The 13,410-nt window shown below is 69.7% G+C and carries 11 protein-coding genes; 6 read left to right on the forward strand and 5 right to left on the reverse strand.

Annotated elements, in window-relative coordinates; translation table 11 throughout:
* Positions 1-98 precede the first annotated feature (98 nt).
* Entirely contained in the window at positions 99-1,046 is a 948-nt protein-coding gene (locus ABZ845_RS00555; RefSeq protein ID WP_360971249.1) for a hypothetical protein, read from the forward strand.
* Positions 1,047-1,064: 18 nt separating this feature from the next.
* On the opposite strand, the gene ABZ845_RS00560 is transcribed toward ABZ845_RS00555, so the two are convergent.
* The gene (locus ABZ845_RS00560; protein ID WP_360971252.1) at positions 1,065-1,493 is read right to left on the reverse strand and encodes a Rieske (2Fe-2S) protein; all 429 of its coding nucleotides are present in this window, start codon (positions 1,491-1,493) and stop codon (positions 1,065-1,067) included.
* A 290-nt stretch (positions 1,494-1,783) separates the two neighbouring features.
* Between ABZ845_RS00560 and ABZ845_RS00565 the strand changes: the two genes are divergently transcribed.
* Together ABZ845_RS00565 and ABZ845_RS00570 are read left to right on the forward strand one after the other, a co-directional pair.
* The gene (locus tag ABZ845_RS00565) at positions 1,784-2,830 is read left to right on the forward strand and encodes a LacI family DNA-binding transcriptional regulator (protein ID WP_360971255.1); all 1,047 of its coding nucleotides are present in this window, start codon (positions 1,784-1,786) and stop codon (positions 2,828-2,830) included.
* On the forward strand, positions 2,827-3,738 hold the full coding sequence (locus tag ABZ845_RS00570) for a carbohydrate kinase (RefSeq protein ID WP_360971258.1): 912 nt from the start codon (positions 2,827-2,829) through the stop codon (positions 3,736-3,738). The genes ABZ845_RS00565 and ABZ845_RS00570 overlap by 4 nt, the downstream gene beginning before the upstream one ends.
* A gap of 144 nt (positions 3,739-3,882) precedes the next feature.
* Here the strand turns inward: ABZ845_RS00570 and uvrA are convergent, their stop codons facing one another.
* A complete protein-coding gene (gene uvrA / locus ABZ845_RS00575; protein WP_360971261.1) occupies positions 3,883-6,921 on the reverse strand; it encodes an excinuclease ABC subunit UvrA in 3,039 nt (1,012 codons plus the stop codon).
* Positions 6,922-7,144: 223 nt separating this feature from the next.
* Between uvrA and ABZ845_RS00580 the strand changes: the two genes are divergently transcribed.
* Both ABZ845_RS00580 and ABZ845_RS00585 read left to right on the forward strand, forming a co-directional pair.
* The gene (locus ABZ845_RS00580; RefSeq protein ID WP_360971264.1) at positions 7,145-7,849 is read left to right on the forward strand and encodes a maleylpyruvate isomerase family mycothiol-dependent enzyme; all 705 of its coding nucleotides are present in this window, start codon (positions 7,145-7,147) and stop codon (positions 7,847-7,849) included.
* A 22-nt stretch (positions 7,850-7,871) separates the two neighbouring features.
* Positions 7,872-8,528 (forward strand): MBL fold metallo-hydrolase, encoded by a 657-nt coding sequence (locus ABZ845_RS00585; protein ID WP_360971267.1) that lies wholly within the window; start codon positions 7,872-7,874, stop codon positions 8,526-8,528.
* A 599-nt stretch (positions 8,529-9,127) separates the two neighbouring features.
* Here ABZ845_RS00585 and aroQ read toward each other — a convergent pair.
* Positions 9,128-9,601: a type II 3-dehydroquinate dehydratase gene (gene aroQ, locus ABZ845_RS00590; RefSeq protein ID WP_360971270.1), complete on the reverse strand. Its 474-nt coding sequence runs from the start codon at positions 9,599-9,601 to the stop codon at positions 9,128-9,130.
* 227 nt (positions 9,602-9,828) lie between these two features.
* Here aroQ and ABZ845_RS00595 point away from each other — a divergent pair, with 227 nt between their 5' ends.
* Positions 9,829-11,133 (forward strand): MFS transporter, encoded by a 1,305-nt coding sequence (locus ABZ845_RS00595; RefSeq protein ID WP_360971273.1) that lies wholly within the window; start codon positions 9,829-9,831, stop codon positions 11,131-11,133.
* An 18-nt stretch (positions 11,134-11,151) separates the two neighbouring features.
* Here the strand turns inward: ABZ845_RS00595 and ABZ845_RS00600 are convergent, their stop codons facing one another.
* Both ABZ845_RS00600 and ABZ845_RS00605 read right to left on the reverse strand, forming a co-directional pair.
* Complete coding sequence (locus ABZ845_RS00600) at positions 11,152-12,252, reverse strand: ionic transporter y4hA (RefSeq protein WP_360971275.1); 1,101 nt, start codon at positions 12,250-12,252, stop codon at positions 11,152-11,154.
* A 128-nt stretch (positions 12,253-12,380) separates the two neighbouring features.
* The gene (locus ABZ845_RS00605) at positions 12,381-13,388 is read right to left on the reverse strand and encodes a TerC/Alx family metal homeostasis membrane protein (RefSeq protein ID WP_360971278.1); all 1,008 of its coding nucleotides are present in this window, start codon (positions 13,386-13,388) and stop codon (positions 12,381-12,383) included.
* Positions 13,389-13,410: the final 22 nt, after the last annotated feature.

Raw genomic sequence — 13,410 nt, forward strand, 5'->3', positions numbered from 1 at the left:
GCTTGTGAACGGACCCCGCACGCCCCGGCCGGCCCAGCACGACCTCTTGCGAGCGGTCTGACCAGCCCTCGTGAGCATTCACAGAAAGGCCCCCCTGTATGCGGCACGGCACACAGCACGCTGACGTCGTTCCGGCGGAGTTGGAGGCGGCCCTGCGCGGCGGTCCCTTTCATGTCGCTCTGCGCGCCGCGATCACCGCCCGTGGACTGCCCCTGCAACGGGTGCAGCACCATCTGTCGCGGTACGGGGTCCGGGTCGGCGTGACGAGCCTGAGCTACTGGCAGCAGGGTGCGCGCCGCCCGCAGCGACCCGAGTCCCTCCGCGCGGTGCGCGCGCTGGAGGAGATACTCCAGCTGCCGGACGAGTCGCTGATCCGGCTGCTGACCACCGACGACGAACCGGACGGCACGAACCATCCACCGGCCCGTTCCTACCGCTCCCTGGTGGAGGCGTCGGGTGCGCTGGAGCGTCTCCTGGCGGAACTGGAGTCGCCGCTGGACGGCGGAGTGCACACCATCGGCCACCACGAGCACGTCCGCATAGGTGGGCGGCGCGAACTGCTCGCCCGCGAGTCGCAGCACATCGTGCGGGTCCATACGGACGGCGTGGACCGCTTTGTCGCCATTCACCACGGCGATCCCGGGTGCGCCCCCGACCGGATCGCGGTGCACGCGCTGGAGAACTGCCGGACGGGGCGGGTGCGCTGGCACCTGGACACCGGCGTCCTGGCCGCCGAACTGCTCTTCGATACGAAGCTGCGCACCGGCGATACGTTTCTTTTCCGCTACGCCTTCGAGGACGGCACCGCCGGCGCGTCCTGCGAGTACATCCGCGACTTCAGCTACGCGGGCGGGCAGTACGCGCTCCAGGTCAGTTTCGCCGAGGAGGCGGTGCCGGTGCGCTGTCATCGGTTCACGCAGCACTCCTCCGCCGCCCCGCGCAGCGGACGGCAGGAACTGAGGCTGAGCGGGCGCCACCGCTCGGTGCACCTGGTGGAGCCGCGGGTCCGGTCGGGGGTCGTGGGTATCGGATGGGACTGGGAGTGAACCGGCCGGAGTGAGCCCTCAGGCCGCCGGGCCCGCCACGATCCCGCCGTTCTTCACCTCGACGGACAGCTCGTGCAGCGGCTCGGTCGCCGGGGCCTGCACCACCTTGCCGGTTACGGCGTCGAACCGGCTGCCGTGGCACGGGCAGACGAGCGTCGTGCCGGCCAGCTTGTTGATAGGGCACCCGGCATGGGTGCAGATGGTGCTGTACGCCTTGAGGGAGCCGTCCGCGGCTCGGCTCACCACGACGTTCGCGTCCCGGTACAGCTTGGCGCCTCCCTTGGGCACCTCGCTCTCGGGACCCAGGGTCACAGGCGCGGTCGGCGCGTTGTCCGCCGCGCCTCCGGCACTGCCCGCGGAACAGGCCGCGAGGCCGATCCCCGCGACCGGGGCGAGAGCTGCCCCGCGAAGGACGGTACGACGGGTCGCTTCGGGACGGGCGGCCATGAGAACTCCACTGGTCAAGCCGGTGCGCATCGGGCGGTACGCCAAGTCGACGATACCGGCGACGGTGGTTTTCGCTCCGGGCGGGGCGGCGTCGCCGTCGCCACGGCGGGACGAGGCGCGGACCGGCGGGGACGGGGGCAGGGCGTAAACGCTTGCGCAATCGTTCTACACAAGCGTCCGCGTAAGCGCTTGCGTAAACGCTTACGCAAGCGTTTACGACAGCCGCTCGATGGGATACCGTCCATCCGGACCGGACAGCCCGGGGAGAGCCGGACATGACGGGAGGCGGCATGACCACCATGGCCGATGTCGCGCGGAGCGCGGGCGTCTCCGTCGCGACCGTGTCGCACGTCCTCAACGGCACCCGCCCGGTGCTGCCCCACACCCGCCAGGCCGTGCTGGACGCCGTCGAGGAGCTCGGCTACACACCGAACACCCTGGCCCGATCGCTGGTGACCTCCCGTACTCAAACCTTCGGCCTCGCGGTGTCGGCGATCAGCAATCCGTACTTCACGGAGATCGTCCAGGGCGTCGAGGCCTGCGCCCTGGAGCACGGCTACGGCCTGCTCATCGCCGACCCCCATGACGACCCCGACCATGAACGCACGGTCGTCCGGCTGCTGCACGAGCGCCGCGTGGACGGCGTCATCGTCGCCCCCTCGGCAGACCCCGGCGGCCTCCTCGCCTTCCTCGCACGGCACCGCGTACCGACCGTGTTCCTCGACCGGCTGGTCGGCTCCACCGACGTGGAGACGCCCTTCCGCTTCGACCAGGTCTGCGCCGAGAACGCGCAGCCCGTGGAGCGCTTGGTGACCCACCTCGCTCACCTCGGCCATCGCCGTATCGCCCTCGTCGCCGGCCTGCCCGGGCTCAGCACCACGACCGAGCGCGTCCATGGCTACCGGCACGGCCTCGCGGCCGCCGGGCTGCCCTACGACGACCGGCTGGTGGTCCATGGCGACTCCGCCGCCGAGGGTGCCGAACGCGCCACCGCCGCCCTGCTGTCGCTGGCGGCCCCGCCCACGGCCCTGGTGACGGCCAACAACGCGATGACCATCGGCGCACTGCGCACCCTGCGCGACCGCGGTCTGTCCGTACCGGACGACCTGGCGCTGTGCTGCTTCGACGACTTCGCCTGGGCGGACCTGTTCTCGCCCCGGCTCACCGCCGTCGCCCAGCCGAGCAGGGAGATCGGTGCCCAAGCCGTACGTCTGCTGCTGGAGAGGCTGGAGTCCCCGGACCGTCCCTCGCGCACCCTGCGGCTGCCCTGTTCGCTCGCCCACCGCACCTCGTGCGGCTGCCCCGACACCGCCCCCGAGAAAGGGACCCTCCTGTGATCGTCGTCGCCGGTGAGGCCTTGATAGACCTGGTACCGCAGGGTGCGGGGGCGCTCGCGCACCTGAAGCCCGCGCTCGGCGGCGGTCCGTACAACACCGCGATCGCACTCGGCCGGCTCGGCACCCGCACGGCCTTCCTCTCCCGCGCGTCGTGCGACGCCTTCGGAGAGGCGTTGCTGGACGGGTTGCGCCGGGCCGGCGTGGATGTCTCGGCGGTGCAGCGCGGCGGCGAACCGACCACGCTGGCGGTCGCGGCGATCGACGAGCACGGCTCGGCGGCGTACTCCTTCTACGTCGACGGCACCGCCGACCGGCTGTTCACGGTGCCGGCGCATCTTCCGCGGGACACACGGGCCGTGTCGTTCGGCACGTGTTCGCTCGTCCTCGAACCGGGCGCGAGCGCGTACGAGGAGCTGATGCGCGATGCCGCCGCACGCGGTGTGTTCACGGCGCTCGACCCGAACATCCGCACAGGGCTGATCCCGGACGCCGACGCCTACCGGGCCCGCTTCAAGAGCTGGCTGCCGTCGGTGTCGCTGCTCAAGCTCTCGGCCGAGGATGCCTCCTGGCTGGGCGGCACCCCGCGCGAATGGCTGGCCTGCGGACCCTCCGCCGTCGTGATCACCCATGGTGGCGACGGGCTGACGGCTTTCACCCGCGACGGGGCGGAGCACTCCGTACCGGGTGTGCGGGTCGCTGTCGTGGACACCATCGGCGCCGGCGACACGGTCAACGCCGCGCTGCTGCACGGCCTGGCCGCCCGCGACGCTCTCTCCCCCGCCGCTCTTGCCTCTCTGGGCACCGACGGCTGGACCGAACTGCTGGGCTTGGCGGCTCGCGCCGCGGCGATCACCTGTTCCCGGGCCGGGGCCGAACCGCCGTACGCGTCCGAACTGGCCGGCGTGTAGCCGGACCCGGCATTCGCCCCTCGCCCGTGGGCCCTCGCCTCTCGGCCACAGGAACACGACGCACGACGCACAACGAACGGTGCCCCATGGGAGACATCCCATGGGGCACCGTACGGTCCGGTCAGGGACGGTCCGTCCCGGCTGTCATGCCTTGCGTGCCCGCGCGGTCTTCTTCGCGGGTGCCGCCTTCTTCGTGGCTCCGGCCGCCTTCTCGGCGGCCGTGTTGTCGGCCGTCTTCACCGCCTTGGCCGTCGCGGTCTTCTTCGTCGCCGACCCGGCCGCGACCGTCTTCTTCGCGGCGGCCTTGCGCGGGGCCTTCACGGAGGCCGCGTCGCTGACACGCTCGGCGCCGAGGATCTCGCGCAGGAACTTGCCGGTGTGGCTGGACGGGATCCCCGCGACCTCCTCAGGAGTGCCCTCGGCAACGACCAGACCGCCGCCGGCACCGCCCTCGGGTCCCATGTCCACGAGCCAGTCGGCGGTCTTGATGACATCGAGGTTGTGCTCGATGACGATGACCGTGTTGCCCTTGTCGACCAGTCCGCCGAGCACCTTGAGCAGTTTGCTGATGTCCTCGAAGTGCAGACCGGTGGTCGGCTCGTCCAGGACGTAGACCGTGCGCCCGGTGGACCGCTTCTGCAGTTCGCTGGCGAGCTTCACACGCTGGGCCTCACCGCCGGACAGGGTCGTGGCGGACTGGCCGAGGCGGACATAGCCGAGACCGACGTCGTGCAGCGTCTTCAGGTGACGGGCGATCGCCGGGACGGCCTCGAAGAAGTGCAGGGCCTCCTCGATCGGCATGTTCAGGACCTCGGCGATGGACTTGCCCTTGTAGTGGACCTCCAGGGTCTCCCGGTTGTAGCGGGCGCCGTGGCAGACCTCGCACGGGACATAGACGTCCGGGAGGAAGTTCATCTCGATCTTGATGGTGCCGTCGCCCGCGCAGTTCTCGCAGCGACCGCCCTTGACGTTGAAGGAGAAGCGGCCCGGCAGGTAGCCGCGCACCTTCGCCTCGGTGGTCTCGGCGAACAGCTTGCGGACGTGGTCGAAGACACCGGTGTACGTCGCCGGGTTCGACCTGGGCGTGCGGCCGATGGGCGACTGGTCGACGTGCACCACCTTGTCCACGAGGTCGTCGCCGTCCACGCGCGTGTGCCGGCCGGGCACGCTCCGCGCGCCGTTCAGCTCGCGGGCCAGGTGCGTGTACAGGATGTCGTTGACCAGCGTGGACTTTCCGGAGCCGGACACCCCTGTGACGGCCGTGAACACTCCCAGCGGGAACGACACGTCGATGTCCTGGAGGTTGTTCTCGCGGGCTCCGTGCACCGTGAGCTGCCGGGACGTGTCGCGCGGACGCCGGATGTCGGGCAGCGGGATCGACTTCTTGCCCGAGAGGTACCGGCCGGTCTGGGACTCGGCGTTGGCGAGCAGCCCCTCGAGGGAGCCGCTGTGCACCACGTGGCCGCCGTGCTCGCCCGCGCCGGGGCCGATGTCGACCACCCAGTCGGCCACCTTGATGGTGTCCTCGTCGTGCTCGACGACGATGAGCGTGTTGCCCATGTCGCGCAGCCGGACCAGGGTCTCGATCAGCCGGTGGTTGTCGCGCTGGTGCAGGCCGATCGACGGCTCGTCCAGGACGTAGAGGACGCCGACGAGTCCGGACCCGATCTGGGTGGCCAGCCGGATGCGCTGGGCCTCTCCGCCGGAGAGCGTGCCGGCCGCCCGGTTCAGCGAGAGATAGTCCAGGCCGACGTCGACCAGGAACCGCAGCCGCTCGTTGACCTCCTTCAGGACCCGCTCCGCGATCTTCTTGTCACGGGCGTCGAGCTTCAGCCGACCGAGGAAGTCCGCGCAGTCGCTGATCGACATCCCGGAGACCTCGGCGATCGACCTGTCCATGATCGTGACCGCGAGGACGACCGGCTTGAGGCGGGTTCCCTGGCAGCTCGGGCAGGGCACCTCGCGCATATAGCCCTCGAAGCGCTCGCGGCTCGCATCGCTCTCGGCCTCGCTGTGCCGGCGCTTCACGAAGGGGACGGCGCCTTCGAAGGGCGTCGTGTACACCCGCTCGCGCCCGTACCGGTTGCGGTAGCGGACCTCGATCTGGGTCTTGTGGCCGTGCAGCAGGGCCTTCTTGGCGCGCTGCGGAAGTCCGGCGAACGGGATGTCGGTGCGGAAGCCCAGCGCGTCCGCCAGGGCGCCGATCAGACGTGCGAAATAGTCCTTGGTGTGCCCGTGCGACCAGGGGTGGATGGCTCCCTCGTCCAGTGTCTTGTCCTCGTCCGGGACGATCAGCTCCGGGTCGACCTCCATGCGCGTGCCGATGCCGGTGCACTCGGGGCAGGCGCCGAAGGGCGAGTTGAAGGAGAAGGAGCGGGGCTCCAGCTCCTCGAAGGACAGGTCGTCGTACGGGCAGTACAGGTGCTCCGAGTACATGCGCTCACGCTCGGGGTCGTCCTCGGGGAGGTCGACGAAGTCGAGCACGACCATGCCTCCGGACAGGCCGAGCGCGGTCTCCACGGAGTCGGTCAGACGGCGCTTGGCGGAGTCCTTCACCGTGAGGCGGTCGACCACCACCTCGATCGTGTGCTTCTCCTGCTTCTTCAGCGTGGGCGGGCTGGACAGCTGGATCGTCTCGCCGTCCACGCGCGCGCGGCTGTAACCCTTGGTCTGAAGGTCGGCGAAGAGGTCGACGAACTCCCCCTTGCGCTCACGCACCAGCGGCGACAGCACCTGGAAGCGGCTTCCCTCGGGAAGCTCCAGCACCTTGTCCACGATGGCCTGCGGCGACTGGCGCGAGATGGGGCGCCGGCACTCGGGGCAGTGGGGCTTGCCGATGCGCGCGAAGAGCAGACGCAGGTAGTCGTACACCTCGGTGATCGTGCCGACCGTGGAGCGCGGGTTGCGGGAGGTGGACTTCTGGTCGATGGAGACCGCGGGCGAGAGCCCCTCGATGAAGTCGACGTCCGGCTTGTCCATCTGCCCGAGGAACTGCCGGGCGTACGAGGACAGCGACTCGACGTAGCGCCGCTGTCCCTCGGCGAAGATCGTGTCGAAGGCCAGCGAGGATTTGCCCGATCCCGACAGGCCCGTGAAGACGATGAGCGAGTCACGCGGCAGGTCGAGCGAGACATTCTTCAGATTGTGCTCGCGCGCGCCACGGACGATGAGACGGTCGGCCACGCCGGTCCGCACCTTTCTTGAGAGAAGCGACAGGGGCGGGGCCCCCGTGCTTTCTCAGACTAGGGGGAGCCACTGACAACGCCGGTCGGATTCATGGGTTCACAACAATCCCCGGCCATCCAGCATGCCCGACGTCGCCCTCGACCATATAGCACGTGCATTCGATTTGCGGGTCTGGTCCACGTCCTTCACCCGAAGGAGTGGTACGGCTAGGGTCGACCTCATGATTGATCACGCGCGCGACCTGGCCTCTGTACGGGACGCGACCGAGCGGCTGCTCATCGCAGCCGCCTCGATGGACAACGCCTCCGTGGCCGAGCCGTCACGCCTGCCCGGCTGGACCCGTGGCCATGTGCTCGCCCATCTCTCCCGCAATGCCGACGCCCTCGTCAATGTGCTCGAGGGGCGCCCCATGTACGTCTCCGCGCAGGCCCGGGACGCGGACATCGAGCGGGACGCCCCGCGCCCTCTGGAGGTCCAGCTCGCGGACGTGCGTGAGAGCGCGGCCCGCCTCGAGAAGACGGCCGCCTTGCCCGCGGACTGGTCGCGCACCGTGGAGCTGCGCAACGGCGTCACCGACTCGGCGTCCCGGCTGCCGTTCCGGCGGTGGGTCGAGGTCGAGCTGCACCATGTCGACCTGGGCATCGGATACGAGCTTCAGGACCTGCCGGCCGAGTTCGTGGAGCGGGAGATCGACTTCCTCACGCAGCGGTTCTCCGGCAACCCCGAGGTGCCGGGCGTGGAGCTGTCCGCCCTTGAGGACCCGAGCCGCCCCGTCTGGTCCACCGGCCGGCACACCGACGCCGAGCCGGTCACGGTGACGGGGATGGCCTCGGCGCTGATGGGCTGGCTCTCGGGACGCACCCGGGGCGAGGGCGTGACCGTGCTCGACGAGGGCGTGGCGCTGCCCGTGATGCCCCCGCTGTGATCTCGTCGGTAGGCTGAGCGTCATGACGTACAGCGGAGCGGTGACGGTCGGCGGCCCGGCGGACGTGCACGAGCTGAAGGACCTGATGATCACCAAGATCGCGGTCGGCCCGATGAACAACAACGCCTATCTGCTGCGCTGCCGGGCCACCGACGAGCAGTTGCTGATCGACGCGGCCAACGACGCGAGCACCCTGCTCGGCATGATCGGTGACGACGGCATCGCGTCCGTCGTCACCACGCACCGGCACGGCGACCACTGGCAGGCGCTCGCCGAGGTCGTGGCGGCCACGGGCGCGCGCACGTACGCGGGACGCGACGACGCCGAGGGCATCCCCGTGCCGACGGACGTCCCGGTCGAGGACGGCGACACGATCCGGGTGGGGAACGTGGAGCTCACCGCGCGCCACCTGGTGGGCCACACACCGGGGTCGATCGCCCTGGTCTACGACGACCCGCACGGCCATCCGCACGTGTTCACCGGGGACTGCCTCTTCCCCGGCGGAGTGGGCAACACCCACAAGGACCCGAAGGCCTTCGCCCGTCTGATCCGCGACGTCGAGACCAAGATCTTCGACGCGCTGCCCGACGAGACCTGGGTCTACCCCGGGCACGGCAACGACACGACGCTGGGCGCCGAGCGTCCGCATCTGCCGGAGTGGCACGCACGGGGGTGGTGAGCACCCGCACCACGGCCCCGCCGGTCCGGCCGGACTCCGGCGCGTAGACGGGCCGGGGCCGGGACGGGCCGACGAGTCCGGCCTCGCTCGCGTTCTTTCACGCGGCCTGTCTCATTTTCGAACCATCGCCGGGTGCGCGCGAGTTCTGCAACTCTACGCGCTCCAGGTACTCCAACCGCTCTGGCCGGTCGACCGGTTGCCGTGTGTCGGCACGGTCATCCACGGCGGGTGCTTCGCGCATGCGATCTGCCCGCGCGAGCGCAGCGTGGCTGCGGGCTTCACCACGAGAGCCGGCACGCGGGCCCGGCCCGTCCCTCTGTCCTTCCGGGGCGAGGTGATCCGGGCAGGCCCGCCGGAAGCCGCCGTGGAGCATCCAGCGTGGGGTACTTCTCTCCCCCTGCTCAGTGGAATTCGGTCGGCTTCTCACTGGAATTCGGCGGGCGCGTCCAGCGCGCAGCACCCTCACCCTCGGCGCCCGACGGCCGCTGCGCCGCCACCTCCTCCGCACCCGGCTCCGCCCGGTGGTGCGCCCTCCGTCTGGCGGCAGACCGCGGCTGTACGGCGCCCCGCGTGCGCACCCGCCATCCGGAGAGGGCACCTCACGCGTCGGTCCGGCCCGCCCCCGCGAGGGTCGCGACCCGCTCCACCGCGAACGCGTAGCCCTGGACTCCGCACCCGGCGATGACTCCGTCGGCGCGCAGGGAGACGTAGGAGTGGTGACGGAACTGCTCGCGCTGGTGGACGTTGGAGATGTGAACCTCCATCACCGGCAGCCCGTCACAGGTGTTGAGCGCATCGAGGATCGCGACCGATGTGTGCGAGTACGCGGCCGGGTTGATCACGATGCCGGCGTGGTTCAGACGTGCCTCGTGGATCCAGTCGACCAGTTCGCCCTCGTGGTTGGACTGCCGGAAGTCCACCGTTGCACCGTAGGACGCGGCAGTCTTCACGCACAGGGCCTCGACGTCCGCGAGCGTGTCGGAGCCGTAGATCTCCGGCTGGCGCTGCCCGAGGAGGTTCAGGTTGGGGCCGTTGAGGACCATGATCGGGGAGTTGGCGAGAGTGCGGGGCACGGTTGCTCCGGTCCATTCAGATCGTCCGGCCCACGGAGGACCGCTGCTCAGCCACCGGTCTATCACGATGCGGTGGGCGGGCGACGGCCCGTGGCTTTCCGGTCATGACTCGACCGACGCATCAGGCCAAGCTCTGGCCCCGGGGCGCACGCCCGCCCCATGTACCGCAGGCGCCGCGCCTCCGCACGCCCCCGTAACTCCCGGTCACCGTGGGTAGTTGACGCAGCATGCACGACGCACACACCGTGAGGGCTCCCTCCATGCTCAGGCTCGCGGCCGCCTCGCTCGCCGGGACGGCCGTCGAGTTCTACGACTTCTTCGTCTACGGGACCGCGGCTGCCCTGGTCTTAGGGCCACTGTTCTTCCCGACGTTCTCACCGATGGCCGGGACACTGGCGGCGTTCGGGACCTTCGGGGTCGGCTTCGTGGCCCGGCCGCTCGGCTCGGTGCTGTTCGGGCACATCGGGGACCGGCACGGACGCCGACCCGTCCTCGTCGTCTCCTTGTTGCTGACCGGTGCCGCGACGGTGGCGGTCGGCTGTGTGCCGACGTACGCCACGATCGGCACGGCCGCTCCCGTGCTCCTGCTCGTGCTGCGCTTTCTGCAGGGTCTCGGACTGGGCGGGGAGTGGGGCGGTGCGGTGCTGCTGACAGCGGAGCACGCGCCTCCCGGGCGGCGCGTGCTGTGGTCGAGCTTCCCACAGGTAGGCCCGTCCCTGGGGTTCCTGCTGGCCAACGGAGTGATCCTGGGACTCTCGACGACACTGTCCGACGCGCAGTTCGCCGCCTGGGGGTGGCGAATTCCGTTCTGGGCCGCGGGGGTTCTGGCGACGGCGGGTCTGTGGCTGCGCGGTTCCCTCGCGGAGAGCCCGCTCTTCCTGGAGATCGACGACCACGCGCGTGTGCCTCTCGTCGAAGTCGTGCGGAGCCACTGGCGACTCGTCCTGCTGACGGCCGGGGCGCTGGCCGTCGGGTACGCGGTGTTCTACACGGTGACGACCTGGTCACTGGCGTATGCGACGGAGCGGCTCGGCGTGAGCCGTACCGTCATGCTGGAGTGCGTCATGGCCACCGTCGTGGTCCAGGGCGCCCTGACCCCGCTACTGGCTCACCTGGGCGACCGCTACGGCCGGCGCCCGCTGTGTCTGACGGGTTGCACCGGCGTCGCGTTGTGGATGTTCCCGCTGGTCGCGCTGATGTCGACGGGTGAGCCGCTGCTGATGTTCCTGGGCTTCCTGGGGGCGATGCTCGCCTTCATCACGATGTTCGCCGTGGTCGCCGCCTATCTGCCCGAGCTCTACGAGCCGCGGGTGCGCTGCACCGGGGCGGCGGTGGGCTACAACCTCGGCGGGGTGATCGGCGGTGCCCTCACCCCGCTCGTGGCCACCGCGCTGGCCGCGCACAGCGGCCGGGTGCCCTGGGGCGTCGGCGCGTATCTGACGGGCGTCGCCCTGCTCAGTCTGGGATGCTTCGCACTGCTGCCGGAGACACGTCCCGTAACGGTCGCGGTCGCGGAACCGGCACCCGGGTGAGGCGGCATCGGCCCGGCGCTACGGGTTGACCGCCAGATCCAGATACGCCGCGAACAGCACCAGGTGAACGCCTCCTTGAAGCGCCGTGGCACGTCCGGGCACCACCGTCAGGGAGCTCACGACCACCGTCAGCGCGAGCAGCACCATGTCGACGGGTCCGAGCCCGAGGACGAGCCGCCCGGGGAGCCACACGGACGCCAAAGCTACGGCGGGGATGGTCAGGCCGATGCTGGCCATCGCGGAGCCGAGGGCGAGATTGAGGCTCGTCTGGACCCGGTCGCGGTGCGCGGAGCGCAGGGCGGCGATGGTCTCGGGCAGCAGCACGAGAAGCGCGATGATCACACCGACGACCGCCTGCCGCATACCGGCCGCCGCCACTCCCGACTCGATGGTGGGCGACACTCCCTTGGCGAGTCCGACGACGCCGACGAGGGCGAGGAAAAGGAAGCCCAGGCTGAGGGCCGCTGTACGGGCGGTGGGCGCCACGACGTGGTCGTCCGCGAAGATGACCTCGCCCTGCCGCGTGATCGGGAGGAAGTAGTCGCGATGGCGCACGGTCTGCGTCGCCACGAACAGGCCGTACAGAATCAGTGAGGTGAGCGCGGCGAAGGTGAGCTGAGCCGTGGTGAACTCGGGGCCCGGCTTGCTCGTGGTGAACGTCGGCAGCACCAGGCTGAGGGTGGCCAGGGTCGCGACGGTGGCGAGTGCGGCACCGGTGCCTTCGGGGTTGAAGAGCGCTGTTCCATGGCGCAGTGAGGCCACCAAGAGGCACAGGCCGACGACCCCGTTGCAGGTGATCATCACGGCTGCGAAGACGGTGTCGCGGGCCAGGGTCGCGCTCTTCGCTCCTCCGTCCGCCATGAGGGTGACGATGAGGGCGACCTCGATGATCGTGACGGCGACGGCGAGGACGAGTGAACCGAAGGGCTCACCGACCCGGTGTGCGACCACTTCGGCGTGATGGACCGCGGCCAGGACGGATCCGGCGAGTACAAGCGTTATCAGGGCGACGATCGCGCCGGGCAGTTCCCGTCCCCAGGTGAGGGCCAGGAGAACGACCGCGGCCACCGGCACGGCGGCCGTCCACCGCGCCGCGAGTGACCGGATCCCGACGATCATGCGGCGATCGTCGCAGACGCCCATGAGACCCGCATGTCAGTGCCATCACCCGCGAGGACCGTCCTACGCTCGCCCCGCCTCGCTGATCCCATGTCCTGTCCGCGGTCAGACATCTGTCCTGTCCGCCGTCAGACATCGATGCTGTTCTTCCGAGCGCCTCCCGTCCGTAACCGCGGCTCCTGGGCTGCGACCGCCCGCTGTTTTCTCGAGGCCATCAGGCTGGTGATCGTCGTGACGATCAGGACGGCGCAGATCACGCCGAGCGAGACCGGGATGGAGATCTCGGGGACATGGACCCCTGATTCGTGCAGAGCGTGCAGTACCAGCTTGATGCCGATGAAGCCGAGGATGAACGACAGACCGTAGGAGAGGTGGACCAGCCTCCTGAGCAGGCCGCCGATGAGGAAGTACAGCTGCCTGAGGCCCATCAGCGCGAACGCGTTGGCCGTGAAGACGATGTACGGGTCCTGGGTGAGGCCGAAGATCGCGGGGATGGAGTCGAGGGCGAAGAGCACGTCCGTGGTGCCGATCGCGAGCATCACGACCAGCATCGGCGTCATGACCCGCTTGCCGTTCTGCTGTATCCACAGCTTGGTGCCGTGGTAGCGGTCGGCGACGCCGAAGCGACGCTCGACGGCCTTCAGCAGCCGGTTCTCCTCGTACTCCTCGTACTCCTCGTCGGCCCGGGCTTCCTGGATCAGCTTCCAGGCGGTCCATATCAGGAACGCGCCGAAGATGTAGAAGACCCAGGAGAAGGACGCGATGATCGCGGCGCCCGCGGCGATGAACGCGGCCCGCAGCACCAGGGCTATGAGCACGCCGACGAGCAGCACACGCTGCTGGTACTTCGAGGGCACGGCGAACTTGGCCATGATCAGAACGAAGACGAAGAGGTTGTCGACGCTCAGCGACTTCTCTGTGATGAATCCGGCGAAGAACTCCCCGGCCGGCCGGCCGCCGCCGAACACGAGCAGGCCGAGGCCGAACAGTCCGGCGAGAGCGACCCAGACGATCGTCCAGACACCGGCTTCCTTCACCGACACGTCGTGCGGCTTGCGGCCGATGAAGAAGTCAGCCGCGATCAGGGCGGCGAGGCCCACGATCGTGAGGACCCAAAGGGTCAGGGAAACATTCACTGCGCCTCCGGCAGTACGTCAC

The organism is Streptomyces sp. NPDC047022 (assembly GCF_040644155.1).
Lineage (GTDB): Bacteria > Actinomycetota > Actinomycetes > Streptomycetales > Streptomycetaceae > Streptomyces.

Coding starts and splice junctions, on each gene's coding strand:
- ABZ845_RS00555 (WP_360971249.1), top strand. CDS start 99: ATGCGGCACGGCACACAGCACGCTGACGTCGTTCCGGCGGAGTTGGAG.
- ABZ845_RS00560 (WP_360971252.1), bottom strand. CDS start 1,493: ATGGCCGCCCGTCCCGAAGCGACCCGTCGTACCGTCCTTCGCGGGGCA.
- ABZ845_RS00565 (WP_360971255.1), top strand. CDS start 1,784: ATGACCACCATGGCCGATGTCGCGCGGAGCGCGGGCGTCTCCGTCGCG.
- ABZ845_RS00580 (WP_360971264.1), top strand. CDS start 7,145: ATGATTGATCACGCGCGCGACCTGGCCTCTGTACGGGACGCGACCGAG.
- ABZ845_RS00585 (WP_360971267.1), top strand. CDS start 7,872: ATGACGTACAGCGGAGCGGTGACGGTCGGCGGCCCGGCGGACGTGCAC.
- ABZ845_RS00595 (WP_360971273.1), top strand. CDS start 9,829: ATGCACGACGCACACACCGTGAGGGCTCCCTCCATGCTCAGGCTCGCG.
- ABZ845_RS00600 (WP_360971275.1), bottom strand. CDS start 12,252: ATGATCGTCGGGATCCGGTCACTCGCGGCGCGGTGGACGGCCGCCGTG.